Source organism: Ruegeria sp. CI1 (genome assembly GCF_056536925.1).
The window spans coordinates 231,847-256,796 of sequence record NZ_JBQFQP010000006.1 but is presented as its reverse complement, the minus strand read 5'-3'; the positions used below and the strand labels follow the sequence as shown (position 1 = coordinate 256,796).

General features: G+C 61.6%; 24 protein-coding genes. 16 read left to right on the top strand and 8 right to left on the bottom strand.

Translation table 11 applies throughout. From position 1 onward, the window contains the following. The first annotated feature begins 76 nt into the window (after positions 1 to 76). Both gcvH and yghX read left to right on the top strand, forming a co-directional pair. Positions 77 to 436, top strand: a complete 360-nt coding sequence (gene gcvH / locus ACR0LZ_RS09570) for a glycine cleavage system protein GcvH (protein ID WP_480749569.1) — start codon at positions 77 to 79, stop codon at positions 434 to 436. Positions 437 to 558: 122 nt separating this feature from the next. Next, positions 559 to 1,467 (top strand): YghX family hydrolase, encoded by a 909-nt coding sequence (yghX, locus tag ACR0LZ_RS09565; protein WP_480749568.1) that lies wholly within the window; start codon positions 559 to 561, stop codon positions 1,465 to 1,467. Here the strand turns inward: yghX and ACR0LZ_RS09560 are convergent. Then, entirely contained in the window at positions 1,464 to 2,399 is a 936-nt protein-coding gene (locus ACR0LZ_RS09560) for a 2-hydroxyacid dehydrogenase (RefSeq protein ID WP_480749567.1), read from the bottom strand. The two genes, yghX and ACR0LZ_RS09560, sit on opposite strands and share 4 nt — an antisense overlap. A 124-nt stretch (positions 2,400 to 2,523) precedes the next feature. Between ACR0LZ_RS09560 and ACR0LZ_RS09555 the strand changes: the two genes are divergently transcribed. Both ACR0LZ_RS09555 and ACR0LZ_RS09550 read left to right on the top strand, forming a co-directional pair. Then, positions 2,524 to 3,759: an acyl-CoA dehydrogenase family protein gene (locus ACR0LZ_RS09555; protein ID WP_480749566.1), complete on the top strand. Its 1,236-nt coding sequence runs from the start codon at positions 2,524 to 2,526 to the stop codon at positions 3,757 to 3,759. A 16-nt stretch (positions 3,760 to 3,775) separates the two neighbouring features. Then, the gene (locus tag ACR0LZ_RS09550; RefSeq protein WP_480749565.1) at positions 3,776 to 4,564 is read left to right on the top strand and encodes a thioesterase family protein; all 789 of its coding nucleotides are present in this window, start codon (positions 3,776 to 3,778) and stop codon (positions 4,562 to 4,564) included. Positions 4,565 to 4,566: 2 nt separating this feature from the next. Here ACR0LZ_RS09550 and ACR0LZ_RS09545 read toward each other — a convergent pair whose 3' ends face one another. Beyond that, on the bottom strand, positions 4,567 to 5,241 hold the full coding sequence (locus tag ACR0LZ_RS09545) for an ankyrin repeat domain-containing protein (RefSeq protein WP_480749564.1): 675 nt from the start codon (positions 5,239 to 5,241) through the stop codon (positions 4,567 to 4,569). Between the two features lie 98 nt (positions 5,242 to 5,339). After that, complete coding sequence (locus tag ACR0LZ_RS09540) at positions 5,340 to 6,404, bottom strand: glycosyltransferase family 2 protein (RefSeq protein WP_480749563.1); 1,065 nt, start codon at positions 6,402 to 6,404, stop codon at positions 5,340 to 5,342. A gap of 165 nt (positions 6,405 to 6,569) precedes the next feature. Between ACR0LZ_RS09540 and ACR0LZ_RS09535 the strand changes: the two genes are divergently transcribed. Continuing rightward, a complete protein-coding gene (locus tag ACR0LZ_RS09535) occupies positions 6,570 to 7,121 on the top strand; it encodes a hypothetical protein (protein ID WP_480749562.1) in 552 nt (183 codons plus the stop codon). Positions 7,122 to 7,311: 190 nt separating this feature from the next. Next, positions 7,312 to 7,932 carry a 30S ribosomal protein S4 gene (gene rpsD, locus ACR0LZ_RS09530; RefSeq protein ID WP_480749561.1) on the top strand — a complete coding sequence of 207 codons (621 nt, stop codon included), beginning with the start codon at positions 7,312 to 7,314 and terminating at the stop codon, positions 7,930 to 7,932. 84 nt (positions 7,933 to 8,016) lie between these two features. Here the strand turns inward: rpsD and ACR0LZ_RS09525 are convergent, their stop codons facing one another. After that, on the bottom strand, positions 8,017 to 8,478 hold the full coding sequence (locus ACR0LZ_RS09525) for an Lrp/AsnC family transcriptional regulator (RefSeq protein WP_480749560.1): 462 nt from the start codon (positions 8,476 to 8,478) through the stop codon (positions 8,017 to 8,019). A 102-nt stretch (positions 8,479 to 8,580) separates the two neighbouring features. Between ACR0LZ_RS09525 and ACR0LZ_RS09520 the strand changes: the two genes are divergently transcribed. From ACR0LZ_RS09520 to ACR0LZ_RS09505, 4 genes are all read left to right on the top strand, one after another. After that, positions 8,581 to 9,996, top strand: a complete 1,416-nt coding sequence (locus ACR0LZ_RS09520; RefSeq protein WP_480749559.1) for an aminotransferase class V-fold PLP-dependent enzyme — start codon at positions 8,581 to 8,583, stop codon at positions 9,994 to 9,996. Positions 9,997 to 10,061: 65 nt separating this feature from the next. Beyond that, positions 10,062 to 11,147 (top strand): histidinol-phosphate transaminase, encoded by a 1,086-nt coding sequence (gene hisC / locus ACR0LZ_RS09515; RefSeq protein ID WP_480749558.1) that lies wholly within the window; start codon positions 10,062 to 10,064, stop codon positions 11,145 to 11,147. Beyond that, the gene (locus ACR0LZ_RS09510) at positions 11,144 to 12,064 is read left to right on the top strand and encodes a prephenate/arogenate dehydrogenase family protein (protein WP_480749557.1); all 921 of its coding nucleotides are present in this window, start codon (positions 11,144 to 11,146) and stop codon (positions 12,062 to 12,064) included. The genes hisC and ACR0LZ_RS09510 overlap by 4 nt, the downstream gene beginning before the upstream one ends. Then, positions 12,061 to 12,921 carry an extensin-like domain-containing protein gene (locus tag ACR0LZ_RS09505; RefSeq protein WP_480749556.1) on the top strand — a complete coding sequence of 287 codons (861 nt, stop codon included), beginning with the start codon at positions 12,061 to 12,063 and terminating at the stop codon, positions 12,919 to 12,921. The genes ACR0LZ_RS09510 and ACR0LZ_RS09505 overlap by 4 nt, the downstream gene beginning before the upstream one ends. Before the next feature lie 5 nt (positions 12,922 to 12,926). On the opposite strand, the gene ACR0LZ_RS09500 is transcribed toward ACR0LZ_RS09505, so the two are convergent. Beyond that, entirely contained in the window at positions 12,927 to 13,925 is a 999-nt protein-coding gene (locus ACR0LZ_RS09500) for a DUF2125 domain-containing protein (protein ID WP_480749555.1), read from the bottom strand. Between the two features lie 65 nt (positions 13,926 to 13,990). Between ACR0LZ_RS09500 and ACR0LZ_RS09495 the strand changes: the two genes are divergently transcribed. The 3 genes from ACR0LZ_RS09495 to ACR0LZ_RS09485 all read left to right on the top strand — a co-directional run bounded on the left by ACR0LZ_RS09495 (position 13,991) and on the right by ACR0LZ_RS09485 (position 17,505). After that, positions 13,991 to 14,521: a gamma-glutamylcyclotransferase gene (locus tag ACR0LZ_RS09495; RefSeq protein ID WP_480749554.1), complete on the top strand. Its 531-nt coding sequence runs from the start codon at positions 13,991 to 13,993 to the stop codon at positions 14,519 to 14,521. Positions 14,522 to 14,589: 68 nt separating this feature from the next. Continuing rightward, on the top strand, positions 14,590 to 15,777 hold the full coding sequence (locus ACR0LZ_RS09490; protein WP_480749553.1) for a biopolymer transporter ExbB: 1,188 nt from the start codon (positions 14,590 to 14,592) through the stop codon (positions 15,775 to 15,777). Positions 15,778 to 15,780: 3 nt separating this feature from the next. Further along, on the top strand, positions 15,781 to 17,505 hold the full coding sequence (locus ACR0LZ_RS09485) for a peptidoglycan -binding protein (RefSeq protein ID WP_480749552.1): 1,725 nt from the start codon (positions 15,781 to 15,783) through the stop codon (positions 17,503 to 17,505). Between the two features lie 5 nt (positions 17,506 to 17,510). Here ACR0LZ_RS09485 and ACR0LZ_RS09480 read toward each other — a convergent pair whose 3' ends face one another. From ACR0LZ_RS09480 to gloB, 3 genes are all read right to left on the bottom strand, one after another. Next, entirely contained in the window at positions 17,511 to 18,467 is a 957-nt protein-coding gene (locus tag ACR0LZ_RS09480) for a M23 family metallopeptidase (RefSeq protein ID WP_480749551.1), read from the bottom strand. After that, the gene (clpA, locus tag ACR0LZ_RS09475; protein WP_480749550.1) at positions 18,467 to 20,797 is read right to left on the bottom strand and encodes an ATP-dependent Clp protease ATP-binding subunit ClpA; all 2,331 of its coding nucleotides are present in this window, start codon (positions 20,795 to 20,797) and stop codon (positions 18,467 to 18,469) included. The genes ACR0LZ_RS09480 and clpA overlap by 1 nt, the downstream gene beginning before the upstream one ends. 177 nt (positions 20,798 to 20,974) lie before the next feature. Next, on the bottom strand, positions 20,975 to 21,742 hold the full coding sequence (gloB, locus tag ACR0LZ_RS09470; RefSeq protein ID WP_480749549.1) for a hydroxyacylglutathione hydrolase: 768 nt from the start codon (positions 21,740 to 21,742) through the stop codon (positions 20,975 to 20,977). A 61-nt stretch (positions 21,743 to 21,803) separates the two neighbouring features. On the opposite strand from gloB, the gene ACR0LZ_RS09465 reads away from it, so the two are divergent. The 3 genes from ACR0LZ_RS09465 (at position 21,804) to atpA (ending at position 24,948) form a co-directional block, all read left to right on the top strand. Continuing rightward, entirely contained in the window at positions 21,804 to 22,538 is a 735-nt protein-coding gene (locus ACR0LZ_RS09465; protein ID WP_480749548.1) for a methyltransferase domain-containing protein, read from the top strand. Between the two features lie 310 nt (positions 22,539 to 22,848). After that, entirely contained in the window at positions 22,849 to 23,409 is a 561-nt protein-coding gene (locus ACR0LZ_RS09460; protein ID WP_480749547.1) for a F0F1 ATP synthase subunit delta, read from the top strand. Then, positions 23,410 to 24,948 carry a F0F1 ATP synthase subunit alpha gene (atpA, locus tag ACR0LZ_RS09455; protein ID WP_480749546.1) on the top strand — a complete coding sequence of 513 codons (1,539 nt, stop codon included), beginning with the start codon at positions 23,410 to 23,412 and terminating at the stop codon, positions 24,946 to 24,948. It abuts the gene before it with no gap. Positions 24,949 to 24,950: the final 2 nt, after the last annotated feature.

Below are 24,950 nucleotides of genomic sequence, written 5' to 3'. Positions count from 1 at the left end.
TTTATTCATGCAGTCAAGGCGGCGTTTCGAGCATGGAGCGGTGCCAGGGAAAAAACAGTCCAGAGGAACAAGGGACATGAAATTTACTGAAGAGCACGAATGGCTGGACGCCGATGGCGATTTGGTGACAGTGGGCATCACCGCCCACGCGGCCGAGCAGTTGGGCGACGTTGTGTTTGTCGAACTGCCCGAGGTCGGCACCGAGGTCGGCAAGGACGATGAGATCGTGGTGATCGAATCGGTCAAGGCCGCTTCCGACATTCTGGCACCTCTGGATGGCGAGATCGTCGAGGTCAACGAAGCGCTGGCTGACAACCCCGGCCTGGTCAACGAGGACGCGATGGGTGGTGCGTGGTTCTTCAAGATCAAGGCGTCCGATTTGTCGCCGATGGACGACTATATGGACGAAGCGGGCTATAAAGACTTCATTAGCTGACGCAAGAAAACACGGCTGCGGGCGGCGGGCCGGGCCCGCCGCAACTGAACGCATCTCATTTTCGTGACCTGGTCCGGCCCGGTTTCGTGCTAGATTGCACTCCTGATGCAGGGAGGTGGGTGATGGACGGAAACCCAGGACCGGAACGCCGGAAATCGGCGGGCGAATTCGATCAGCGTATTCTCGAAATTTTTGACGGCTACGTGCACGGACAGTTGTCCAAGCGCGAATTCATCGCGCAGGCGGGCCGCTATGCCGCCGCGGGTGTCACTGGTGCGATGTTGCTGGAACAGCTACAGCCGAACTATGCGCTGGCACAGCAAGTCGCCCCCGACGATCCCGCCATCGAAACCATGGTTGTCGACTATGACAGCCCCGAAGGGCATGGCGCGATAAAGGGTCTGATGGCGCGCCCCATGGGGCAAGAGGGTCCGTTGCCGGCCATCCTGGTCGTGCACGAAAACCGCGGTTTGAATCCTTATATCGAGGATGTGGTGCGCCGTTGCGCCAAGGCCGGATACCTTGCCTTTGGCCCCGACGGGCTGACGCCGCTAGGTGGCTATCCCGGCAATGACGACGACGGCCGTGCCATGCAAAGGACGCTGGATGGCGGCAAGCTGATGGCTGATTTTTTTGCCGCCTTCGAATTCCTGCGCGACAACGAAGGATCGACAGGCAAGGTCGGCGCGGTCGGATTCTGCTACGGGGGTGGCGTCTGTAACGCGCTGGCCGTGGCCTATCCCGATCTGGCGGCGTCAGTGCCGTTTTACGGGCGGCAGCCGGCGGTCGAAGATGTGCCTTCGATCGAAGCGCCGCTGATGATCCACTATGCCGGATTGGACGACCGGATCAACGCGGGCTGGCCTGCGTATTCCGAGGCGCTCAAGGCCAACCAGAAGGCTTTTTCGGTTCATTTCTACCCGAATGTGAACCATGGTTTTCACAATGACACCACGCCGCGATACGATGAAGCGGCGGCAGAACTGGCCTGGGCGCGGACGATGGATTTCTTCGGCCGGAAACTGGGCTAGTACCCCCTCCGGCGGTCCACTTCGTGCAGCAGCGGCTCGCCGGTAGTAAGGCGGCGATAGTTTTCGGCCACGTCCTTCAGCGCATCGCCCAGATGCCAGCCCGACACATGCGGCGTGAGGGTGACACGCGGGTGCGACCAAAGCGGGTTATCGCTGGGCAAGGGTTCCTGACTGACCACATCCAGAACGGCATGACCCGGACGTCCCTGATCCAGCGCCTGCATCAGGGCCACTTCGTCGATCAGGTCGCCACGCCCCGCGTTCAACAACTGGCTGCCGGGTTTCATTGCCGCCAGAAGGCTGGCGTCGAACAAGCCATGGGTGTCGGGGGTCGAGGGCAGGATGGCGCAGACATGGTCACACTCTGCCAGCATGGCCGGCAACGTGGCCCGTCCGTGATGGCAATCGACCCCGTCGATGGATTTCGGCGAGCGGCTCCAACCTTTTACCTGAAATCCGATGTCGCGCAGCATGCGTGCGGTGCGCCCGCCGATATGGCCAAGGCCCAGAACGCCCACGACCGTCTCAGGGGTATAGACCGGCTCTACCGAATTCCAGACGGCCTTGCGCTGATCGGCATCGTGCTGAGGCATATTGCGGTGGGTGCGCAGGATATAGGCCAGGAACCACTCGGCAATCTCGCGCGCCGGGGCGTCGGGTTTCAGCCGCGTCACGCGCACATGGTCAGGCAGGGCCGGGTGGCGCACGATGGTTTCCACCCCGGCCCCCAGTTTTTGCACCAGTTGCAGGTTGGGCAGGCGCGCAGGCCCTTCCGGGTTCAGTGATACCACCGCCGCCATCGCGATTTCGCCGGGGTCACCGATGGCATCGGGCGTCCGCACATCCGCCCCGGGCAGCGCTGTGCGCACCTGTTCGGCGATCTCTGCATTGCTCATCCAGCCCGATATCCCGGTTTCGATCAATAGCGCCATGGCTTGCTCCTCCCTCTTGTTCCGTTGCGTGAGGTATCGTCACGCAACTGGACTTTCCCGGCGCAGCTAAGCCATCCTCACAGCCAAGGTAAACCCTGGTGCGGCCGTTCGAGGAGAAAGTTTCATGAACATGACATTCGCCATGCGTGAGGAAAACCGTAAGCTGCTGGGGCGCGTCGCGGACATGGTGCGCAACGAGATCATGCCGTTGGAAGAGGAATACCAGGCCGAAATCGGCAAGGGCGACCGCTGGCAATATACTGAACGCCAGGCGGAAATCCTCGAAGGGTTGAAGGCCAGGGCCAAGGCGGCGGGGTTGTGGAATTTCTGGCTGACCGACAGCGACAAGGGGTTTGGGCTGACCACCGTCGAATACGCCTATTTTGCCGAAGAGATGGGCAAGACCCCGCTGGGGGCCGAGATTTTCAACTGCTCTGCCCCCGACACCGGCAACATGGAGGTGTTCGAACGCTACGGCTCGGACAAGATGAAGGAAGAATGGCTGAAGCCGCTGTTGGAAGGCGAGATTCGCTCGGCCTATCTGATGACCGAACCGGACGTGGCCAGTTCGGATGCTACCAATATTTCGATGTCCTGCGTTCGCGATGGTGACCATTATGTGCTGAACGGCGAAAAATGGTGGTCATCCGGCGCGGGTGATCCGCGCTGCAAGGTCTATATCGTGATGGTCAAAACCGGCGGCGATGACCTGCCCAAGCACAAACGCCAGTCGATGATCGTTGTCCCCGCTGAAACACCGGGTATCGAGGTATTGCGCGCGATGGAGGTTTACGGCCACGACGACGCGCCGCACGGGCACATGCATATCAGCTTCACCGGTGTACGCGTGCCTGTCGAAAACATTCTATTGGGCGAGGGGCGCGGGTTCGAGATCGCGCAGGGCCGCCTTGGGCCGGGTCGCATTCATCATTGCATGCGCGCCATCGGACAGGCCGAGATCGCGCTGGAACGCATGTGCAAACGCTCGCTGCAGCGCGAGGCGTTTGGCAAGAAGCTGGCGCAGCTTGGGGCGAACTACGACATCGTCGCCGAGTGCCGGATGGAGATCGAGATGGCGCGCCTGCTGTGCCTCAAGGCTGCGTGGTATATGGATCAGGGCGATGCGCGGGCGGCAGCACCGTGGATCAGTCAGATCAAGGTGGTGGCGCCGCGCGTGGCGCTCAAGGTCATTGACGAGGCGGTGCAGATGTTCGGCGGGCAGGGAATAAGCCAGGACACACCGCTGGCGATGGCTTGGACCCATGTGCGCACCTTGCGGCTGGCCGATGGCCCGGACGCGGTGCACCGCCGGCAGGTGGCTCGGGCGGAACTCAAGAAATACACGCAGGAAAAGATCTGAAAGGCAGGGGATGACGATGAAAAACCCGTCATATTTCCGGCAGGGGCCAGACGGTGAATTCATTGCAAACGACCCCACGCGCGGGCCGTGGTCAGCCGACCACTGCCATGCCGGCCCCGTGACCGGGCTGGTGGCCCGTACTGCCGAGCGAGAGGTGGGGCCGGATAAGATGCTGACGCGCCTGACGCTCGACGTACTGCGTCCGCTGCCCCTCACAGGTCTCAGGGTCGCGGTGGAAACGGTGCGGCACACTCGCACTCTGGCGACCACCCGCGCCGAGGTCAGGGATCTTGACGGCACTCTCTGTGTCAGCGCCACGACCATGCATCTGGTGCGCAAGGCTATGGGGCCAGTTCCCACTGCAAGCGTTCCGGCACCGGATTTCACAGATGCGATACCAGGCCATTTCCCGATCCGGATTGCGCGCCACGACCTGCCGTTCTTTGCACAATTCGTCGATGTCCGGCTCCCAAAGGGGCAGTCCCACGATCCCGGCCCCAAGACGATCTGGATGCGCGCACCGTCACTTCTTGAAGACGAAGAGCAGTCACCGGTTCAATCGCTTTGCCCGTTGGCCGATTGCGGCAACGGGATATCCTGGAATTGCCCACCAACGGAATTGGGTTTCATGAACACCGACCTCAGCGTGCACATCCACCGCGAGCCGGTCTCGGACTGGCTTGCCTCGGAAACGGTGTCGCACTGGCACGACAACGGTGTCGGCATGGCGCAGGCGGTGCTTTACGACACCCAAGGCCCGGTGGCGACGGCCTTGCAGACGCTGGTGCTGTTCCCGCCCGCATAAGGTTATTCGGGCGCTTCGAGAAGCGCGATCATCTCGGAATACCCGTGCGCCCGCGCCAGATCCAGCGGTGTGGCGCCGTTTCGATCGGGGATGGTACGATCCGCTCCCGCCTCAAGCAGCAGGCGCAGCACGTCCTGATGGTCTGGCCCGCCATCACCCAGAACAACGGCTTCGATCAACGCGGTCCAGTTGAGATTGTTGACATGATCCAGCGGCGCGCCGGCATCGATCAGGCGACGAACGACTTCGACATGGCCCAGATGCGCCGCGGCGATTAGGGCGGTGCCGTCATAGGGGCTGGTGGTCAGGCCCGGATCGTTGCCCAGCTCGATGGCCAGAGACATCAGGTCGGGATCATCCGCCACCGCCACGATCGTCACAACGTCATAGGCCTGTCCTTCCAGCGCATTCATGTCGGCTCCGGCCCGGACCAGTTCGCGCAGGGCCTCGTCCTGTGATGCGTAAGCAGCTACGTGGGCAGGTGTTCGCCCCCGCCGGTCCCGGGCATTCAGATCGGCGCCTGCCGCAGCAAGGCGCGCGATTTCGGCGACATCCCCGTTATGGGCCGCCCGGTGCAACCCTTCATAACCCGCGATTTCGGCGGCAGACGGGGCGATCTGGGCCTGCGCGCCGGTCGCGCTCAGGGCAAGGATCAGAAAAACGACCAGTTTCGTCATGTCGTGCCTCACTTACATGTCCGTGACAGGGGGTGCGACCCGATTTTTGGGTGCACCCGAGGCCCAGTATTGCAGAATCCGCGCGATGCGCACAGGTGTCAGCTGGATCTGGCCTTGGTCTGGCTGCGGATATACCGGGCAGCAGCTTGGGCTGTTGGCGGGGCGTTCTCGGTCAAAAGTCCGATTTGCCAAGCCAAACGCAGCGCGTCGATATCCGTGTTTATCACGGCCAGCCGGGATGCATATTCGGACAGGCATTGCTCATGGAGGTCCTGAGCACCCGGAAGCGCAAGCAATTCGGCCAATCTGGCCCGTGTAGTCGCAAGCATCGGCAGAATGCGCGGTTCAGGCACCGTGTTCCAGTTCCGCTCGACCCAATAATCCAGCCCGATCTGCTTGGTCATGTGGTTGGGCAAACCGCGCTGCCGCTTGACAAGAAACTCGTCGAGCGACCGAAGCGAGTAGTGGTTCAGTCCGACCTGTTCCACGCCTCTGTTCATCCCGTAAAAGCTGATGCGGGCGTTCTGCCGGGCAAACGTGTCTGGCAATGGCAAACCGTCCGGCCCCAGCCATTTGGGTGTGTTTGACGAGACCACAAACTTTGGTCGGTGCACACCCAGCTTGCTGAAACGCCCGGGTCGGATCAGGGATTTGAACAAATGCCCCAGCGGGAAATGCAGGTCTGGTGGGGCGGCGGACAAAAACCGGGACGGTGTTATACCATCATTCCGGCTGGCGACGCTGTCCGACCCAAAAAAACGCCACGGGATTGCCAGGGCGTCGAACGGGCCGGAGCGATCCTCGAACATCGCGACAAGTTGGCCAATGCTTGCGCAGTCCTCGGGCAGCCAAAGGAATTCGTCGCAGTCGAAAAACAAGACCCAGTCAGCGGCAAGAATGGCGGGGTGTTTTGCCGCCAGTTTCAGCGCCTGCCATTGCGCGGTGACCTTTTGCGTGTGTTGAAACGAGACATGTGTCACAACACCTGCCGCTGACAGCGCGTCCAGAAGCGCCGGGCTGCTGTCCGAACAGTCATGGGTGAAAACCACAAAATGGTCGAAACCGCAGGCCAGATGATGGGCGATCCATTCAAGGATATAAGATCCGTCATCCCGCAGGCAGGTACAGGCAACGATACGAGGCGTGGACGGATCCGGTGTCATTGATGCTTTGGTAGCAATGGGTGTTTAACGATTCAAGTGACCAAAGCGCGACCTATACGAGGTATAGTGGTGAAAACTCCATGAAATACCTTTTCTTGACGGATTTCACCTGTTAACCTTTCGCGCAATAACAAGTGCAAAAATGAATAACGGGTATACGGGCGGATGAGCAGGCGAGAGCAGGGGGCATTTGTCATTTCCTGGTCGCAAACGGAATTGGACGGGCTGGAAACGCCACCGATTTCAGCGATGGGGCGTGGTTCGGCGTGGTCGTGGCGTGGGCAGGCCAGCCGAGTTGATGGCCTGGAAACCAATCCCGCGTCAGGATGGTCGGGGCAGAACCCAAGCGCCGCCGGAATCCACAATGTGTCATCGCTTCGTCCTTCGCTGAGCGCAGATGTGCTTCAGGCAGTTCAGGGCGAGGGTCCGTTCTGCGCCCGGTTCACGGTGACCAATGGTGCGCAAACCTATTCGGCAAAGGTGATCCGCTTCGACATGTACGAACATTTATTCGTGGTGTTCGAGGGCGTGCTGCCGCCACGTGAAACCGAGCTTTGGGTTGAACAGGAAACCGTTTCGGCCTTGCCGGACCAGCCGATTGTCGTCGACGACATCCAGGCCGCAAACGCCGACGCCGGATTTGCCTGCGGTGACGAGCAGGCGCCCGACAGCGGCGAAGTCGTCTGGATGCCGAATCGATTGGCGGCCCAGGCGTAAGCCGACCCAGTTCCGTACATTGCCGAAATTCGTCGTTGTTGTGTTGACTCCGCCCCAAAGGCGGATATAAGCGCGGCTTCGTTGGTGTTGGTGGCCCCCGTAAGGGGATGCCTGTCATGGGGAAACCCAAGAGGACAACGCCCTTCATACTGGCCCAAAAGGCCGTGACCAAAACTGAAGGAGATCAGCCGTGACCAAACGCACGTCTGCCAAGTACAAAATCGACCGCCGGATGGGCGAAAACATCTGGGGTCGTCCGAAATCCCCGGTCAACCGTCGTGAATACGGCCCCGGCCAGCACGGCCAGCGCCGCAAGGGCAAGCTGTCGGACTTCGGTCTGCAGCTGCGCGCCAAGCAGAAGCTGAAAGGCTATTACGGCGACCTGACCGAAAAGCAGTTCCGCCGCATTTATGCCGAAGCTGAGCGTGTTAAAGGCGACACCGGTGAAAACCTGATCGGCCTGCTGGAGCGCCGCCTGGACGCCGTCGTCTATCGCGCCAAGTTCGTGCCGACCGTGTTTGCTGCGCGTCAGTTCGTGAACCACGGCCACGTCAAGGTGAACGGCCAGCGCGTCAACATCCCGTCCTACCGCGTCAAGGAAGGCGACGTGATCGAGGTCCGCGACAAATCCAAGCAACTCGCTGTTGTTCTGGAAGCCGCCTCGCTGGCCGAGCGCGACGTGCCGGATTACATCGACGCCGACCATTCGAAAATGACCGCCACATTCGTGCGCACCCCGAGCCTGGGCGATGTGCCGTACGCAGTCATCATGGAACCGAACCTGGTCGTCGAATTCTACGCGAAGAACTGATCTTCGCCGGACATTCCAAGTCAGATAGGCCGCGCGAGATGCGCGGCCTTTTTCTGTTTCAGAAAACAGAAGATGCACTGCAGGTCACAAGGGCAAGGGCCGTCCTTCGGCGATCGCTTCCATCGCAAAATATGACGTGACACTATCCAGCTCGACCTTCTCGATCAGTCGCTGATAGACCTTGTCATAGGATGTCATATCCTGCGTCACCACCTTGAGCTGATAGTCATAGTCGCCACCGATACGATGAAAATCCACGACCTCGGGTATGGTCAGGACATGGCTGCGAAACGCTTGCAGCCACTCGGCCGAATGGTGCCGTGTGCGCAGCATGACAAAGACGACAAGGTTCAGCCCCAGCCTCTCCCGCGCCAGCCGGGCCGTCGACCCTTTCAGGACGCCGCTTTCGTTCAGCATCTTCAACCGTCGCCAGCAGGCGTTTTGTGACAACCCCACGCGATCCGCCAGATCCCTTTGCGAGAGCGATGCATCCTTTTGCAGCTCGATAAGAAGGCGGCGGTCAATATGATCTATTTTGCCTGACATAATCGTTCATATGACACAAAAAATTACTTAAACGAAGAGAAATAGGTGAAGTTTCCATACAACTATTGGATCACATTGGAAGGGCCTAAAGGAGCTTCAACAATGACCCTTTCAATGTTTCGTGCAACCATCGAAGCCGCCGTTCGGGATGAAACCCTGCGGGAGGGACTGATCGGCGAGAGCATCCTGATCCCGGGCCTTCAAGGCGATGTCCCGCTGGTTTATGCGGATTACGTCGCTTCGGGGCGGGCCCTGCGTCAGGTCGAAGACTTTGTGGCCGGTCACGTTCTGCCATTCTATGCCAACAGCCATACCGAAGCCTCCTTTTGCGGGTCCTACATCACTCGGTTGCGCCGCGACGCGCGCGCCGAGATTGCCCGCGTTGTTGGCGCAAGGGGAGAGGACGCGGTGATCTTTACCGGGTCGGGCGCCACCGCGGGGCTCAATCGGCTGGTCAGCTTATTCGGACTAGGGGAGGCTGACCAGCCGGTTGTCATCATCGGGCCGTATGAGCATCATTCAAACATACTTCCGTGGCGCGAAAGCAAGGCCAAGGTCGTCGAAATCCCGGAAGCACCCGAAGGTGGGCCGGATCTGGCGGCGCTGGAAGTGGCGCTGGCAGAGCACGCATATTCCGACCTGATCGTTGGGTCATTTTCGGCGGCATCGAACGTGACGGGGATCATCACCGACCCGGATCCGGTGACGCGCCTGCTGAAACGGCACGGCGCGCTGGCCATCTGGGATTACGCCGGCGGCGGCCCCTATCTGCCGATGGATATGGGTCCGAAGGATGCCCGCAAGGACGCCATCGTCGTCTCGCTGCACAAGTTCCCTGGCGGGCCGGGTGCGTCCGGTGTTCTTGTCGTCAACAAAGGAGCAGTGAAACGCGCCTGCCCAAGCTGGCCTGGCGGCGGCACGGTGTCTTTCGTCTCGCCGTGGCGCCATGACTACAGCACCGATCTGGCCGCGAGGGAAGAGGCCGGAACACCCAACGTGATCGGCGATATTCGCGCAGCTCTTGCTTTCATCGTCAAGGATGCCGTGGGTACTGCGGAGATTGCCCGGCGCGAGGCGCAGTTCAACCGCATGGCGCTGGAGGGATGGCGGGACAATCCGCACCTGACTCTGCTGGGCGTAGACAAATCGCACCGGCTGCCGATCTTTTCCTTTCTCGTGCGGGATCGGGAAGGCAATCCGGTACATCAGCAGCTGTTCACCCGCATGCTCAGCGACATCTATGGCATTCAGGCGCGTGGCGGTTGCGCCTGCGCCGGGCCATACGCGCATCGCCTTCTGGGGATCGGCAAGGACGCCTCCGAGGCCCTGCATGCCGCGCTTGCCGCAGGTGAAGAGTTGAAGAAACCCGGTTGGGTCCGTCTGAATTTCTCCTACCTGATGCGCGAGGAGACGGTTCAGTTCATCATCGACAGTGTCAACGAGCTGTCGCGCCGGACCGAGGATTACGTTCCGTACTACAACGCCGATCCGGCGACGGCGCGCTTCAAGGCCGCATGAGGGTTTTGCGGCTTTTCTCAGGGTCGTGACATCGCTATGAGGGGCGCAGTCAAGGAGCGCCCTGCATGAACAAGATCACACCACAACCCGGCATCATGGACATCGCCCTTTACCAGGGCGGCAAATCCCATGTCGACGGCGTGACCGACGTCATCAAGCTCAGCTCGAACGAAAACCCGTTTGGTCCCAGCCCTTTGGCGATCGAAGCGGTGCGAGCCAGCGCGGCGTCTCTGCATCGCTATCCCAGCACCGATCACGCCGGTCTGCGTGCGGCCGTTGGCGAAGTGCACGGGCTGGACCCGGACCGGATAATCTGCGGTGTCGGTTCCGACGAGGTGCTGCAGTTCGTGGTACAGGCCTATGCCGGGGTGGGTGACGAGGTCATTCACACCGAACACGGGTTTTCCATGTATCCCATTCTGGCGCGGATGGCCGGGGCGGTTCCTGTGCAGGTTCCCGAGCGCGAGCGCAGGGTGGATGTCGATGCGATTCTTGCGGCCTGCTCCGAAAAAACTCGGGTGGTGTTCCTGACCAATCCCGGCAACCCCACCTCGACCATGATCCCCGAGGCCGAGGTCGCGCGGCTGGCCGATGGCCTGCCGGATCATGTGATCCTTGTGCTGGATGGTGCCTATACCGAGTTCGTGGACGGGTTCGATGGCGGTACCTCGGTGGTCGATGCGCGTAGCAACGTCGTCATGACACGAACGTTTTCAAAGATTTACGGGCTTGGTGGCATGCGGGTCGGCTGGGGGTATGCCCCGCGCGAAGTTATCGACGTGCTCAACCGTGTCCGCCAGCCTTTCAACCTGTCTTCGACGGCTCTTGAGGCGGCGGAGGCTGCGGTGCGGGATCGGGCCTATGTCGCGTTCTGTCAGGCAGAGAACGCCAAATGGCGTGCCTGGCTGGCTGATGAATTGGCCGGTGTCGGGGTGCCGTCCGACCCGTCCTGCACGAATTTCATCCTTGCCCGCTTTGGCAGCCGGACCGAGGCCGAGGCCTGCGACGTCTACCTGCAAAATCAAGGCCTTATCGTGCGCCGGGTGGCGGGCTATCACCTGCCCGAGGCGCTGCGGATCACCGTAGGGGATGAGGCGGCTTGCCGTCGCGTTGCCGCGGCTGTCGCTGCGTTCAAAGGGGGTGCGGCATGAGCCCGGTTTATGACCGCGTGGCGCTGATCGGCCTTGGGCTTATCGCGTCGTCGATGTTCTGGGCGATGAAGCGTGCGGGGCTTGCGGGTGAGGTGACGGGCTATGCCCGCTCTGCGGAAACCCGTGACACCGCACGGCGGATCGGCTTGTGTGACCGGGTTTGCGACAGTGCGCGCGAGGCGGTCGAGGGGGCTGATCTGGTTGTACTTTGCGTGCCGGTGGGTGCGATGGGGCCGGTTGCCGAAGAGATCGCGCCGGTGCTCAAGCCGGGCGCGACGGTGACGGATGTCGGCTCGGTCAAGCGCCATGTTGTACAATCTGTACAGCCTTTCATCCCCCCTGGTGTGCATTTTGTACCAGCCCACCCGCTGGCCGGGACCGAGCATTCGGGACCGGAATCGGGCTTTGCCGAGCTGTTCGACAACCGCTGGTGCCTGCTGGTTCCGGTCGAGGGAACGGAGCCGGAGGCGGTCGCAAAGCTGCGCGCGCTGTGGGAGGGCATGGGGTCGAACGTGGACGAGATGGATGCCGATCACCACGACCTGGTGCTGGCGGTAACCAGCCACGCGCCGCACCTGATCGCCTATACGATGGTTGGCGTTGCGGATGACCTGCGCCGGGTGACCGATAGCGAGGTGATCAAATATTCGGCGGCCGGATTTCGCGATTTCACCCGGATCGCGGCATCCGATCCGACCATGTGGCGCGACGTGTTTCTGACCAACAAGGACGCGACGCTGGAAATCCTCGGACGGTTCACCGAGGAACTCTTTGCGCTTCAGCGGGCGATCAGAACAGGTGACGGCGAGCATCTTTTCGATTATTTCACCCACACAAGAGCAATACGACGAGGAATCATCGACGCGGGGCAGGATACGGATGCCCCCGATTTCGGGCGAGGAAAGGCCAAGTCATGAGGCGATTGGGCGGAGTTCTGGTTTTTGGAGCAATTGTGCTTGCCGCAACAGTATCGATTGCCAATCCGCCCGAAAGTTCACTGACCCCCAAATCCCGAACCGCATCCGAGGTCGCCTTGGTCGAGGCCGCAAGCGCCGCGGCGCAGGATACCATCGCGACCGTGGTGGATTTGGCCGATTTGCGCCCGGTGTTGCGCCCGGTTTCCCCGCAAGTCATGGCGGCGGCCGCGCGGCCTGCTGATCTGCCGAAACTTGGGCCGGATGTATCGCCGTTTCCCTACAAACGGCCCGAGGCCGTCGAGCAGCAGGCATTTTTCAAGAAGCGCCGCCTGCGCAAGGGGTCGGTCTGCGGGAACATCGATATTCAGGGTGAAAAAATCGGCAACGTACCCAACAAGGTCAATGGCTGCGGGATCAAGGATGCCGTCAAGGTCAAATCGGTTTCCGGCGTGGTGCTGAGCCAGCCCGCGATCATGGATTGCGGCACCGCCGAGGCGTTGAACACCTGGGTGGAACGTTCCGTCAAGCCAACCTTTCGCCGCCGCGGGCCGGTGGTCGAACTGAAGGTTGCGGCGCACTACGCGTGCCGGACCCGGAACAATCGCAAGGGCGCAAAGATATCGGAACACGGCAGGGGACGGGCCATCGACATTTCGGCCTTCAAGATGATGGATGGCGAAGTGCTGACCGTGCTGGAAGGGTGGAAGCGGGGACAGTCGCTGACGCTGTTGCGCAGAATTCGGAAAGATGCCTGCGGGCCGTTCGGAACGGTGCTGGGACCGGGTTCCGACGGCTATCACCGCGACCATTTCCATCTGGACACAGCGCGCCATCGCAGCGGGCCATACTGTCGCTGAAGCGCTCAGCGCAGGAAAATGCGCGGCGCCGGGCCAAGTGGCACCGGGCCCAGAGTGACAAAGCCGTCGCGGAAGCCCAATTCCACGTCCAGCGCATTCGGATTGCCGCTGAGCCCCGCCAGCAGACCAAGCACGCGGTTTACCGGATCAACCGCCTGATCGGGCAGCGCGCCCGAGGCGTTGGCCATCGCCACCATGTCCTGCCAGTTCTCGGCCTTGATCGCGATCTGGCCGGTTGGAATGCCCCGGGCGTCGATATCCAGCTCTCCAGTCGCGAAAAGGCGCAGCGCGCCCCATTTCAGCTCGGCCAGCGCGAGATCGATAAAGACCGGTTGCGGGCGGCGTTCTTCCAATGCGGTGCGGTCCCAGGGTTTGTCGAACCGGGTGAGCATGTCGAGTTCAAGCGTTTCGAAGGACTGCGGCAGCGAGCGGGACGAGCGTAGTAGCGAACGCAACCCTTGCCCCGGTGAAAAGCCGTCGGCGGACGCGGCAAGGGCATAGGTTTCAGGCTGGTCGGTCTGTTCCATCACAAGGGTCAGATCGGCGCCTGCCAGCGCCGTACCCTCTTGCGAGATCGACCAGGGGCCAGAGGTCAGTGCAAGCCGTTCCAGAACCAGTGCGACGCCGGGTTGGAGGTGCAGCCCGGCCTGCAACTGTTGCGCCGCGACGATCGCGGTCTGGTCGAGATAGGAAAACCGCTGTGGCGTGTTGGCGAAGTGCAGGGTTTGGCGGCCGGGCCAGACAGCAGGGCTGGCGATGTCGATCCAGTCGGCGCGCCACGCGGTGCCGGTGGCCGGATCAGCCAGGGCGGGGTTATTCAGGCGCGTGACGTGGCGCGCGGGATAGCCGGTTGTGGTGATATCGGAAAACTCCGCCTGCCATCCCAGTTGCTGGCGCTGGTCGAACCAGCCCGAGATGGCCGAGCGCAGGCCGTAGCCGGCAATGAACCAGTAGCCTGACCAAAGCAGTGCCGCGAGAATGAAGTAGCGAACCAGCCGGTTCATGAAATGGCCCTTTTTCCTGCCCTGATTTTGATGTTTATAGGCGCAAACAGGCGAGGACCAGTGCGATGACGATGTGGGTGTTCGGATACGGATCACTGTTGTGGAACCCCGGATTCCCGGTGGCGCGCAGCGAGCTTGCGACGCTGCATGGCTATGCCCGGTCGTTCTGCATGTCTTCGATCCACCATCGCGGCACCGAGGAAAACCCCGGTCTGGTGCTGGCGCTGGACGAGGTCGGTGAGGCCCATTGCAAGGGGCTGGCGCTGGCGGTCGAGCCCGGTCACGAGGAGCGCACCCTGGACGAGTTGCGCGAGCGCGAGCTGATCTCGTCTGCCTATCTGGAACGGATGCTGGACGTGCATCTGGAATGCGGCGAGGTGGTGAACGCGGTGACCTATGTGATCGACCCGCATCACGTGCAATATTGTGGCGGCATGCCGCTGGAAGAACAGGCGCAGATCATCGCGCGCGCCGTCGGTGGGCGGGGGCCGAACACCGAGTATCTGTTCAATACCACCGAGCATCTGATCGAGATCGGATTGCGCGATCCGGATCTGGAGTGGCTTTCAGAGCGCGTTCGCGATCTGATGGCATAAATCCTTGGCTTCACCGGCGGATATTCGCTAGGTTCGGCCAAGAGCAGAAGAAACCGGGAACAAGGCGCATGGCGCAGGCACACCGCGAAGCGAGACCTCAATTCTCGCAACCGTTCCGACAGATCCTCATGATGCTGATCGTGATCGGGCTTTCAGGGTTTGGGGTATTTGTGGCCTTGCCAAGGGTCATGCCGGTTTTCGAGGCCAATCCCTATCTCAACGGCTTTATCCTGTTGGTCTTTGTCATCGGCGTGCTGGCCTGTTTCTATCAGGTGGTCCAGCTGATGGGATCGGTGCGCTGGATCGAAGGTTTCGTGGGCGGCGTCGAGACCGATGGCAGCACGCCGCCGCAAATGCTGGCTCCGCTGGCGTCGCTGCTGCGTTCGCGCGGGGCGCGGTCCCAGATCAGTTCGACCTCGACCCGGTCGATCCTTGATTCGGTGGCCGAGAGGATCGAGGAAGAGCGCGAGATCACGCGCTATATCACCAATCTGCTGATCTATCTGGGCCTGTTGGGGACGTTCTTTGGTCTTGCCACGACGGTTCCGGCGGTGGTGGATACGATCCGCAGCCTCAATCCGCAGGAGGGAGAGGAGGGCCTGACCGTTTTCAACCGCCTGATGACCGGGCTTGAGGCGCAGCTGGGCGGCATGGGCGTGGCCTTTGGATCGTCGCTGCTGGGTCTGGCCGGGTCGTTGATCGTGGGACTTCTGGAGCTATTTGCAGGGCATGGGCAGAACCGGTTCTATCGCGAGCTGGAGGAATGGCTGTCCTCGATCACCCGTGTTGGGTTTGCCTCGGGCGACGAGGGTGGCGCGGAGCTGGCATTGCTGGCGCCGATCCTGGATGCGATGTCGCAGCAGATGGACACGTTGCAGGACATGTTCCAGGCCAACGAAGAGGGCCATTCGGTGGTGTCCGACAAGCTGGGGCGTCTGGTCGACGTGATCGGAGAGATGAACCAGCGGCAGGCCGAGACCGAGGGCGTGACCTCGGCGCTGGATCGGGTGGCGCTGGGTCAGGAGGCGCTGCTGGATCACCTGCGCGAAAAGGCCGATGGCGAAGGGCTGGATGCCGAGAGCCGGATGCGGCTGCGGTCGATGGATGTGCAGCTGCTGCGCATTCTCGAAGAGATTTCGGCCGGACGGCAGGAGAGCCTGTTGGAACTGCGCAAGGATATCGAACTGGTGGTCAAGGCGCTGTCGATTTCGCGGGGATCGCTCAGGGCGCATACCGCCACGCCGGACGGAGACTAAGCCATGGCCCTGTCGCGCCGCACCGGACATCGGTTCCAGGGGTCGGTCTGGCCCGGCTTCGTGGATGCGATGACCGGGCTTTTGATGGTGCTGACATTCGTGCTGACCATCTTCATGGTCGTGCAATTCGTGCTGCGCGAAACGATCTCGGGTCAGGAGGACGAGCTGAGCGCGCTGTCGAACGAGGTGGCGGCGCTGGCCGAGGCATTGGGGCTGGAAGAGCGGCAGACCAGCCGTTTGCAGGCGCGGCTTGGGGCGCTGAACGCCACATTGACCGAAACCGAAGATGATCTGTCACAGGCGCAGGCGCTGATTGGCACGCTGACCGCCGAGCGCGACAGGCAGACGGCGGCGCTGGATCAGGCGCAGACCCGGATCACCGCGTTCGAGGCGCAGGTAGCGGCGTTGCTGGCCGATCAGGAACGGGCGTTGGGTGACATCCGGGCGCTGGAAACGGAGCGGGCAGATCTGCTGTCCGAGCAGGAGGCGCTGAACCTGGCGCTGGCCCGCAGCCGGGAAGAGGTTGACGCCCAGGTCGAGGCGGCCCGGCTGGCGGCCGCAAGACGCGAGGCGCTTGAGGCGCTGATTGCCGATCTTGAGCAATCGGGCGAGGAAAACGCCGAACAGATCGCGGCCTTGCAACAGCAGTTGAGCCAGGAAGAGGCCGACAAGCTGTCCGAGGCTGCGGCGGCGGCGGTGTTGCGCGAACGGCTGCAGAATGCCGATGCCGAACTGACGGCGATGACGCTGGCACTGGAAAAACAGCGGCAGGAGGCAGAGGATACCCTGACCCTGCTGGCTGCTGCCGAGGCCGCAAAAAAGAAACTGGAACTTGAACTGGGCGAGTCGCTGACAGCCGAAGAGGTGCAGGCCCGGCTGAATGCCGCGCTCAATGCGCAAAGCGAAGCCGAAGACACGGCCCGCGTCCAGGGCAATCTGGCCAATGAACGGGCCGCGATGCTGGCGCAGGCGCATCAGGCACTTGCCGCGGAACAGGCCGCGTCGGCCGAGGCGCAGCGGCAGACCGCGCTGCTGAACCAGCAGGTGTCGGCGTTGCGCAACCAGCTGGGGTCGTTGCAGGCCTTGCTGGACGATTACGAAGACCGCAACGCGGCGGCCGAGGTGCAGTTGCAGACGCTGGGGCAGGACCTGAACGCGGCATTGGCGCGTGCCGCCTCGGAAGAACGCAAACGCCGCCTGCTGGAAGAAGCCGAGCGCAAGCGGCTGGAGGCGCAGAACCAGGGGTTGGTGGCACAGGCCGAAGATCTGGAGCGGTACCGTTCGGAATTCTTTGGCCGGTTGCGCGAGGTTCTGGGCGATCAGGAAGGCGTGCGCATCGAGGGTGACCGATTTGTGTTCTCGTCCGAGGTTTTGTTCGATCCGGCCTCGGCAGACCTGTCGATCGATGGTCAGGTCGAGGTCTCGAAAGTTGCCAATATTCTACGCAGCGTGGCGCAGGATATTCCCGACGAGCTGAACTGGGTGATCCGGGTGGATGGCCACACCGATAACCTGCCGCTGTCGGGCACCGGGCAGTATCGGGACAACTGGGAACTCAGTCAGGCGCGGGCGCTGTCGGTGGTGCGGTTCATGGTTGAGGCGCTGGGACTTCCACCCCAGAGGCTGTCGGCCAACGGGTTCGGAGAGTTCCAGCCCGTGGATACGGCGGACAGCCCGGAAGCACGGGCCAAGAACCGCCGGATCGAGCTGAAACTGACCGAAAAATAATCCGGTCAGGGCATGTCGATCTGGATGCTTTTGCTGCTGATAACCGTTCCGTTACGCCGCAACTCGGCCGTGCCGGTATACTGCCCGGCGGGCCAGCGCGCGGCGGTAAGCTTGCGTCCGGCAGCGCGGAACAACTGCGCCTGATTTTTTTCCAGCGTGGTTTCGTGATTGATGACCTCGCCGTCAGGGCCATGAATTGTCAGGCGAATGACATCCCCGGCCAGTCCGCCGAAGGCATAGCCAAACAGAACCAGCCCCTTGGCCTTGCCGACCAGCGTATCCTGTGCAGCGGTGCCCGCCTGAATGGCCTCGTATGTCGGAACATGGTCGGAAAACCCGACCGCGATCAACGCGCCGGGCTGATAGGGGATCGGTGTCTGCCAGAGGGTCTTTGCCGGGTCGCCGCATTGCGACGGATCTTTCGGGTCAAACGGGTCCACGACCTGACCATCATGGCGCACGGACAGGTGCAGGTGGGGAAATTCCGTCTGACCGCTGAGCCCGACCTGTCCCAGCACATCGCCCGGCTGAACAGTGTCGCCGCTCTTTACCCGGATCGAGCCGCGTTTCATGTGGCAATACTGGGTTTCCCAGCCGTCTTCGTGCACAATCAGCACGCCGTTGCCGCACTCGCGCCCCGCAACCGCAGCGTCAGTTGCTGCATTAAAGCGGCGGTCTTCCATACCGTCGCGGGTGGCGCGTACCGTGCCCGCCGCAGCGGCCTTGACGTTGACGCCTGCCTGCATCGCTGCCAGCGAGGGTAACGCAAAGTCGGTGCCTTTGTGGCCTTCATAGCTGAGTGTGCCGCACCTGAAATCGCGCGCGCCCGATCCCGGATCCCGGTCGACAAATTGCTGGATATGGCAGGTTTTGCCCAACGTGCAATCAATGGGCAGGTGCAGAACGGGATCACTCGCCGCCGAAGTGGCGGCGAGTGCCAATACGGTCAGCGCTGCGCGCATCAATCGGCGGTCAGCAGAGGCGGCTTGTCACCCGAAATCCGGGCCTGACCGGGGCCGACCATCTGAAGATCAAGCGCGCCTTTCTTGACCGACACACGGACCACACCGCCCTTGGCGAGCTTGCCGAACAGCAATTCCTCGGCCAGGGGTTTCTTGATGTGTTCCTGGATCACGCGGCCCAGCGGGCGGGCGCCCATCTTGTCGTCATAGCCCTTGTCGGCGATCCATTCGGCGGCCTGATGTGTCAGTTCGATTGACACGCCGCGATCCAGCAGCTGCGCTTCGAGCTGGAGGACGAACTTCTCGACCACCTGCAGGATGACCTCTTTCGGCAGCGGCGCGAAGGAGATCACCGCATCCAGACGGTTGCGGAATTCGGGCGTAAACATCCGTTCGATCGCGGCGGTATCCTCGCCCTCGCGACGGTCGCGGCCAAAACCGATGGCGGATTTGGCCTGTTCGGCGGCGCCCGCGTTCGAGGTCATGATCAGCACCACGTTGCGGAAATTCACCGTGCGCCCGTTGTGATCGGTCAACTCGCCGTGGTCCATCACCTGCAACAGGATGTTGAACACGTCCGGGTGCGCCTTTTCGATTTCGTCCAGCAGCAGCACGCAATGTGGATGCTGGTCGACACCGTCGGTCAGAAGACCGCCCTGATCAAAGCCGACATAGCCCGGAGGCGCGCCGATCAGACGGCTGACCGCGTGTTTCTCCATGTATTCTGACATGTCGAAACGCAACAGTTCCACGCCCAGCGTATCGGCCAGCTGTTTTGCGACCTCGGTCTTGCCGACACCGGTCGGACCCGCGAACAGGTAGTTTCCGATGGGCTTTTCGGGTTCGCGCAAACCGGCGCGGGCCAGTTTGATGGCGCTCGACAGCGCCTCGATCGCCTGATCCTGACCAAACACCACGCGCTTGAGCGAGGCTTCGAGATCCTTGAGAACCTCGGCATCGTCCTTGGTGACGTTCTTGGGCGGGATGCGGGCAATCTTGGCGACCACCGCCTCGATCTCTTTCACGCCGATGGTCTTGCGGCGCTTGCTTTCGGCCACAAGGTGTTGCGCCGCGCCGGCCTCGTCGATCACGTCGATGGCCTTGTCGGGCAGCTTGCGGTCATTGATGTAGCGGGCCGACAACTCCACCGCCGTCTTGATCGCATCGGCGGTGTACTTGATGTCGTGATGCTTTTCGAAATAGGGCTTGAGGCCGCGCAGGATCTTGATGCTGTCCTCGACCGAAGGTTCGTTCACGTCGATCTTCTGGAACCGGCGGGACAGGGCGCGGTCCTTTTCGAAATGTTGGCGGAATTCCTTGTAGGTGGTCGATCCCATGGTGCGCAGCTTGCCACCCTGCAGGGCGGGTTTCAGCAGGTTCGAAGCATCCATCGCCCCGCCCGAAGTTGCGCCGGCGCCGATCACGGTGTGGATCTCGTCGATGAACAGCACCGCGTCGGGATGTTCTTCCAGTTCGGTCACGACCGCCTTGAGCCGTTCCTCGAAATCGCCGCGATAGCGGGTGCCTGCCAACAGCGCGCCCATGTCGAGCGCGTAGATGGTAGTATGCGCCAGAACGTCAGGGGCTTCGCCCTCGACGATCTTATACGCCAGGCCTTCGGCGATGGCGGTCTTGCCGACGCCGGGGTCGCCTACGAGCAGCGGATTGTTCTTGCGGCGGCGGCAGAGCACCTGGATGCAACGTTCCACCTCGTCGGCGCGTCCGATCAGTGGGTCGACTTCGCCGGAGCGGGCCTTGGCGTTGAGGTCGACGCAGTATTTGCCCAGCGCGCTTTCCTTTTGCTCGGCGTCGCTGGTCGAGGATGTTGCCTGTGCTTCGTCTTCGGAATGTTCGGCACCGGTCACGGGGCGATTTTCGCCAAAGGCCGGGTCCTTGGCCACGCCATGAGCAATGAAATTGACCGCGTCATAGCGGGTCATGTCCTGTTCCTGCAGGAAATAGGCGGCATTGCTTTCGCGCTCGGCAAATATCGCCACCAGCACGTTGGCGCCAGTCACTTCGTTGCGGCCCGAGCTTTGCACGTGGATCGCGGCGCGCTGGATCACGCGCTGGAATGCGGCGGTAGGCACCGCTTCGGAGCCGTCGATATCGGTCACGAGGTTCGAGAGGTCTTCGTCGATGAATTCGACCAGTGTTTCGCGCAACTCGTCCAGATTGACGCTGCATGCCTTCATCACCCGGACGGCATCGGGTTCTTCCAGCAGCGCCAGAAGCAGATGTTCCAGCGTTGCAAATTCATGTCGCCTTTCATTCGCCGCCGCGAGGGCCGCGTGAATGGCTTGTTCCAATGTGCTCGAGAATGAAGGCACGTGGGTGCTCCTCTTTACTTGGGTCGAAACCGGGGGGGCGAGTTGCGGCCGAACCCCCTGCTCAACCATGTCCTCATACTATTAGAGTTTGGTTGAACATTGCCCGGCTTCAAGGGTTTTCTTGCTCTTGACAGTCACATTTCCTGTGACCGTGATCGTGAACACCGCATTTTGTGGCTAAAATCTGTCTTTCCTGGCGCGAATTTCAGCAAAGACATCGGCGGGAGCGGCTCCGCTCATGCCAAGATTGGCCTGAATACCGGATTCTGCCGCGCGCAGAAAGGGGTTGGTGGCCTTTTCCAATGCCAGAGTCGAGGGCACGGTGGGCTCTCCGGCGGTGCGGGCGCGGGCGATATCGGCAATACGCTGTTGCAGTGCCGGATTGTCGGGTTCGATGGTTTCGGCGAACCGTCCATTGGCTTGGGTATATTCATGTCCGGAACAGACGATTGTTTCGTCGGGCAGTGCCGCCAGCTTGCTGAGCGAGACCCACATCTGGGGCGCGGTGCCTTCGAACAGGCGGCCACAGCCCAGTGCCATCAGGCTGTCTGCGGTGAAAACCGCATCACTTTGCGGCATGTGAAAGGCGATGTGGCCCACGGTATGACCCGACACGTCGATCACATGCACCGGCTCGCCACCGATGGTGATGGTGTCGCCTTCGGTCACCTGTTGATCCAGCGGCGGCAGGCGGTGCGCATCTGCCGCCGCGCCGATCACCCGGGCGGGATGGCGGGCGAGGATTTCGGCCAGGCCGTCGACATGGTCATAATGGTGGTGGGTCAGCAACACATGGCTGAGCGTCCAGCCGCGCGCGGACAGTTCCGCAAGGATGGGCGCGGCCTCGGGCGCGTCGATCAGCGCCGTCTCGCCACTGACCCGGTCATGTGCGAGAAAGGCGTAGTTGTCGCTGAGGCAGGGGATGGTGACGATTTCAAGAGGCATGGCCTTTTGCCCTTTCATTGCTAGACTGCGCCCAGCTAAGCCGATCGAGCAGGTGTCCGCAATGCATCTCGACGTGCAGGATCTGAGGAATTTCTACTACCGCAGCACGCTGGGCCGTGCGGCGCAGGCCGCGATCCGTGGCCGCCTGCTGGACTTGTGGCCCGAGGCGAAGGGGCAGACCGTGGCCGGGTTTGGCTTTGCGGTTCCGCTGTTGCGCCCCTATCTGGCCGATGCGCGGCGGGTGATCGGATTGATGCCGGGGCCGCAGGGGGTGATGCCGTGGCCTGCGGGGATGCCAAACGTGTCGGTGCTGTGCGAAGAAACGCTGTGGCCTGTCGATACCGGGCAGGTGGACAAGCTGGTGGTCATGCATGGGCTGGAGACCACGGAGCGCCCAAACGATCTGCTGGAGGAATGCTGGCGGGTTCTGGGGCCGGGCGGCAAGGCGATGTTCATCGTCCCGAACCGGGCCGGGTTCTGGTCGCGCTCGGACAAGACGCCCTTTGGCTTTGGCCGGCCCTATTCGCTGGGGCAGCTGGAAACGCAGCTCAGGATTCACCAGTTTCTTCCTGAAAGCCATTGCTCGGCGCTGTACCTGCCCCCGTCCTACCGGCGGTTCTGGTTGCGGTCAGCGAGCCTGATCGAAAAGACCGGTCAGCGTCTGCCCACGATCATGGCGGGCGGTGTTCTGATGGTCGAGGTCAGCAAGCGGGTACACCCGCCAAAGGGCAACGTGACCAAGGACGCGGTGCGACGCCCGATCAAGGCTTTGGACGGTTTGCTGAAACCGGCCTGATCGCGGGCGCGGGTTTTGGTCGATTGCGCCGGTTCTTGTGGAAATTACGTCACAGGAATCGCAAAAACCTGCAACTTGGTAACATTTTTCAAGCCAATCTGGGGGGCAAAAGGGTCGCAGTTTTCCTAACATGTTGAAATCAAACACTTTGTGGATAACTGCGTTACCGCTATACTATATTGCGAGGTTGGGAACGCTCTGCTACATCCCCGGTGATTTTGATGCCCTGCCTTCAAGGCGGGGTTTCTTCACGCCCCCGGGGTAAGTGCCAAAGCGCGAATTCGGGGCCTAAAGTATCGGAAGGGTGGACGTGTCCGAACCAGCTTCGATTTCCGCAGGCATCGCCGAGCGCTATGCCACCGCGATTTTCGAGATCGCGAAAGAGAACAAAGACCTTGCAGGTCTCGAATCCGGCATCAACGATCTGGCCGCAGCACTGGCTGACAGCGCCGATCTGCGCAATCTGATCGCATCTCCGCTGGTATCCCGGGCCGAGCAGGAAGCCGCAATCACCGCGATTGCCGACAAGATGGGGCTGAGTGCCGTATTGCGCAACTCGCTGGGCCTGATGGCGCAGAAGCGCCGCCTGTTCGTCGTGCCGCAACTGGTCAAGGGGCTGCGCGAGATGCTGGCCGACGAGCGCGGCGAGGTTACCGCCGAGGTGGCATCCGCCAAGGCGCTGACCAAGACCCAGATGGACAAGCTTGCCAAGACGCTGAGCGCGAATGTGGGCAAGACCGTGACAATCAATGCGACCGTTGATGAGAAGCTCATCGGCGGTCTTGTCGTTAAAGTGGGCTCGAAAATGATCGACAGTTCGATCCGCTCCAGGCTCAACTCCCTACAGAATGCAATGAAAGAGGTCGGATAAATGGGAATCCAAGCTGCAGAAATTTCTGCAATCCTGAAGGACCAGATCAAGAATTTTGGTCAGGAAGCAGAAGTGGCCGAAATCGGCCGCGTGCTAAGCGTCGGTGACGGGATTGCCCGTGTATACGGTCTGGACAACGTTCAAGCCGGTGAGATGGTCGAATTCCCCGGCGGCATCATGGGTATGGCGCTGAACCTGGAGAGCGACAACGTCGGTGTCGTTATCTTCGGTTCCGACCGTGACATCAAAGAAGGTGACACTGTCAAGCGCACCAACGCCATCGTGGACGTTCCTATCGGTGACGAACTGCTGGGCCGCGTCGTGGACGGTCTGGGCAACCCGCTGGACGGCAAGGGCCCGATCAACGCCACCAAGCGCGGTGTTGCAGACGTCAAGGCCCCCGGCATCATCCCGCGCAAATCGGTGCACGAACCGATGGCAACCGGCCTGAAGTCGGTGGACGCGATGATCCCGATCGGTCGCGGCCAGCGTGAGCTGATCATTGGAGACCGTCAGACCGGCAAGACCGCCGTGGCCCTGGACACCATCCTGAACCAGAAGGTCTATAACGACGCGGCTGGCGACGACGAGTCCAAGAAGCTGTACTGCATCTATGTCGCCATCGGTCAAAAGCGTTCGACCGTTGCGCAGCTGGTGAAGAAACTGGAAGAATCCGGCGCCATCGAATACTCGATCGTCGTGGCGGCAACCGCGTCCGACCCGGCGCCGATGCAGTTCCTGGCACCCTATGCCGCAACCGCGATGGCCGAATTCTTCCGTGACAATGGCCGTCACGCGCTGATCATCTATGATGACCTGTCGAAACAGGCCGTTGCCTATCGCCAGATGTCGCTGCTGCTGCGCCGTCCGCCGGGACGTGAAGCCTATCCGGGCGACGTTTTCTACCTGCACTCCCGTCTGCTGGAGCGTTCGGCGAAGCTGAACGAGGACTTCGGCTCCGGTTCGCTGACCGCTCTGCCCGTCATCGAAACCCAGGGCGGCGACGTGTCGGCGTTTATTCCGACCAACGTGATCTCGATCACCGACGGTCAGATCTTCCTGGAAACCGAACTGTTCTATCAGGGCATCCGCCCCGCAGTGAACACCGGTCTGTCGGTTTCGCGTGTGGGTTCCTCGGCCCAGACCAACGCGATGAAGTCGGTCGCAGGCCCGGTTAAACTGGAACTGGCTCAGTACCGTGAAATGGCGGCATTTGCGCAGTTCGGTTCCGACCTCGACGCCGCAACCCAGCAGCTGCTGAACCGTGGTGCGCGTCTGACCGAGCTGATGAAACAGCCGCAGTACTCGCCGCTGACCAACGCGGAAATCGTCTGCGTCATCTTCGCCGGCACCAACGGCTATCTCGACAAGATCAAGGTGACCGACGTGGGCCGTTACGAGGCCGGTCTGCTGGCGCACCTGCGCGGCAAGCATGCCGACTTGCTGAAGTGGATCACCGACGAAGATCCCAAGGTCAAGGGCGATGCTGCCGACAAGATCAAGGCTGCGCTGGACGAATACGCCGCAACCTTCGCTTAAGG

Excerpts from the sequence above, each read along its gene's own strand:
- yghX (WP_480749568.1), top strand. The coding sequence starts at position 559 with ATGGACGGAAACCCAGGACCGGAACGCCGGAAATCGGCGGGCGAATTC.
- ACR0LZ_RS09525 (WP_480749560.1), bottom strand. The coding sequence starts at position 8,478 with ATGTCAGGCAAAATAGATCATATTGACCGCCGCCTTCTTATCGAGCTG.
- ACR0LZ_RS09540 (WP_480749563.1), bottom strand. The coding sequence starts at position 6,404 with ATGACACCGGATCCGTCCACGCCTCGTATCGTTGCCTGTACCTGCCTG.
- ACR0LZ_RS09535 (WP_480749562.1), top strand. The coding sequence starts at position 6,570 with ATGAGCAGGCGAGAGCAGGGGGCATTTGTCATTTCCTGGTCGCAAACG.
- ACR0LZ_RS09500 (WP_480749555.1), bottom strand. The coding sequence starts at position 13,925 with ATGAACCGGCTGGTTCGCTACTTCATTCTCGCGGCACTGCTTTGGTCA.
- gcvH (WP_480749569.1), top strand. The coding sequence starts at position 77 with ATGAAATTTACTGAAGAGCACGAATGGCTGGACGCCGATGGCGATTTG.
- ACR0LZ_RS09545 (WP_480749564.1), bottom strand. The coding sequence starts at position 5,241 with ATGACGAAACTGGTCGTTTTTCTGATCCTTGCCCTGAGCGCGACCGGC.
- ACR0LZ_RS09505 (WP_480749556.1), top strand. The coding sequence starts at position 12,061 with ATGAGGCGATTGGGCGGAGTTCTGGTTTTTGGAGCAATTGTGCTTGCC.
- gloB (WP_480749549.1), bottom strand. The coding sequence starts at position 21,742 with ATGCCTCTTGAAATCGTCACCATCCCCTGCCTCAGCGACAACTACGCC.
- ACR0LZ_RS09490 (WP_480749553.1), top strand. The coding sequence starts at position 14,590 with ATGGCGCAGGCACACCGCGAAGCGAGACCTCAATTCTCGCAACCGTTC.
- ACR0LZ_RS09560 (WP_480749567.1), bottom strand. The coding sequence starts at position 2,399 with ATGGCGCTATTGATCGAAACCGGGATATCGGGCTGGATGAGCAATGCA.
- ACR0LZ_RS09465 (WP_480749548.1), top strand. The coding sequence starts at position 21,804 with ATGCATCTCGACGTGCAGGATCTGAGGAATTTCTACTACCGCAGCACG.
- ACR0LZ_RS09485 (WP_480749552.1), top strand. The coding sequence starts at position 15,781 with ATGGCCCTGTCGCGCCGCACCGGACATCGGTTCCAGGGGTCGGTCTGG.
- ACR0LZ_RS09520 (WP_480749559.1), top strand. The coding sequence starts at position 8,581 with ATGACCCTTTCAATGTTTCGTGCAACCATCGAAGCCGCCGTTCGGGAT.
- ACR0LZ_RS09555 (WP_480749566.1), top strand. The coding sequence starts at position 2,524 with ATGAACATGACATTCGCCATGCGTGAGGAAAACCGTAAGCTGCTGGGG.
- atpA (WP_480749546.1), top strand. The coding sequence starts at position 23,410 with ATGGGAATCCAAGCTGCAGAAATTTCTGCAATCCTGAAGGACCAGATC.
- hisC (WP_480749558.1), top strand. The coding sequence starts at position 10,062 with ATGAACAAGATCACACCACAACCCGGCATCATGGACATCGCCCTTTAC.
- ACR0LZ_RS09510 (WP_480749557.1), top strand. The coding sequence starts at position 11,144 with ATGAGCCCGGTTTATGACCGCGTGGCGCTGATCGGCCTTGGGCTTATC.
- ACR0LZ_RS09495 (WP_480749554.1), top strand. The coding sequence starts at position 13,991 with ATGACGATGTGGGTGTTCGGATACGGATCACTGTTGTGGAACCCCGGA.
- ACR0LZ_RS09480 (WP_480749551.1), bottom strand. The coding sequence starts at position 18,467 with ATGCGCGCAGCGCTGACCGTATTGGCACTCGCCGCCACTTCGGCGGCG.
- ACR0LZ_RS09550 (WP_480749565.1), top strand. The coding sequence starts at position 3,776 with ATGAAAAACCCGTCATATTTCCGGCAGGGGCCAGACGGTGAATTCATT.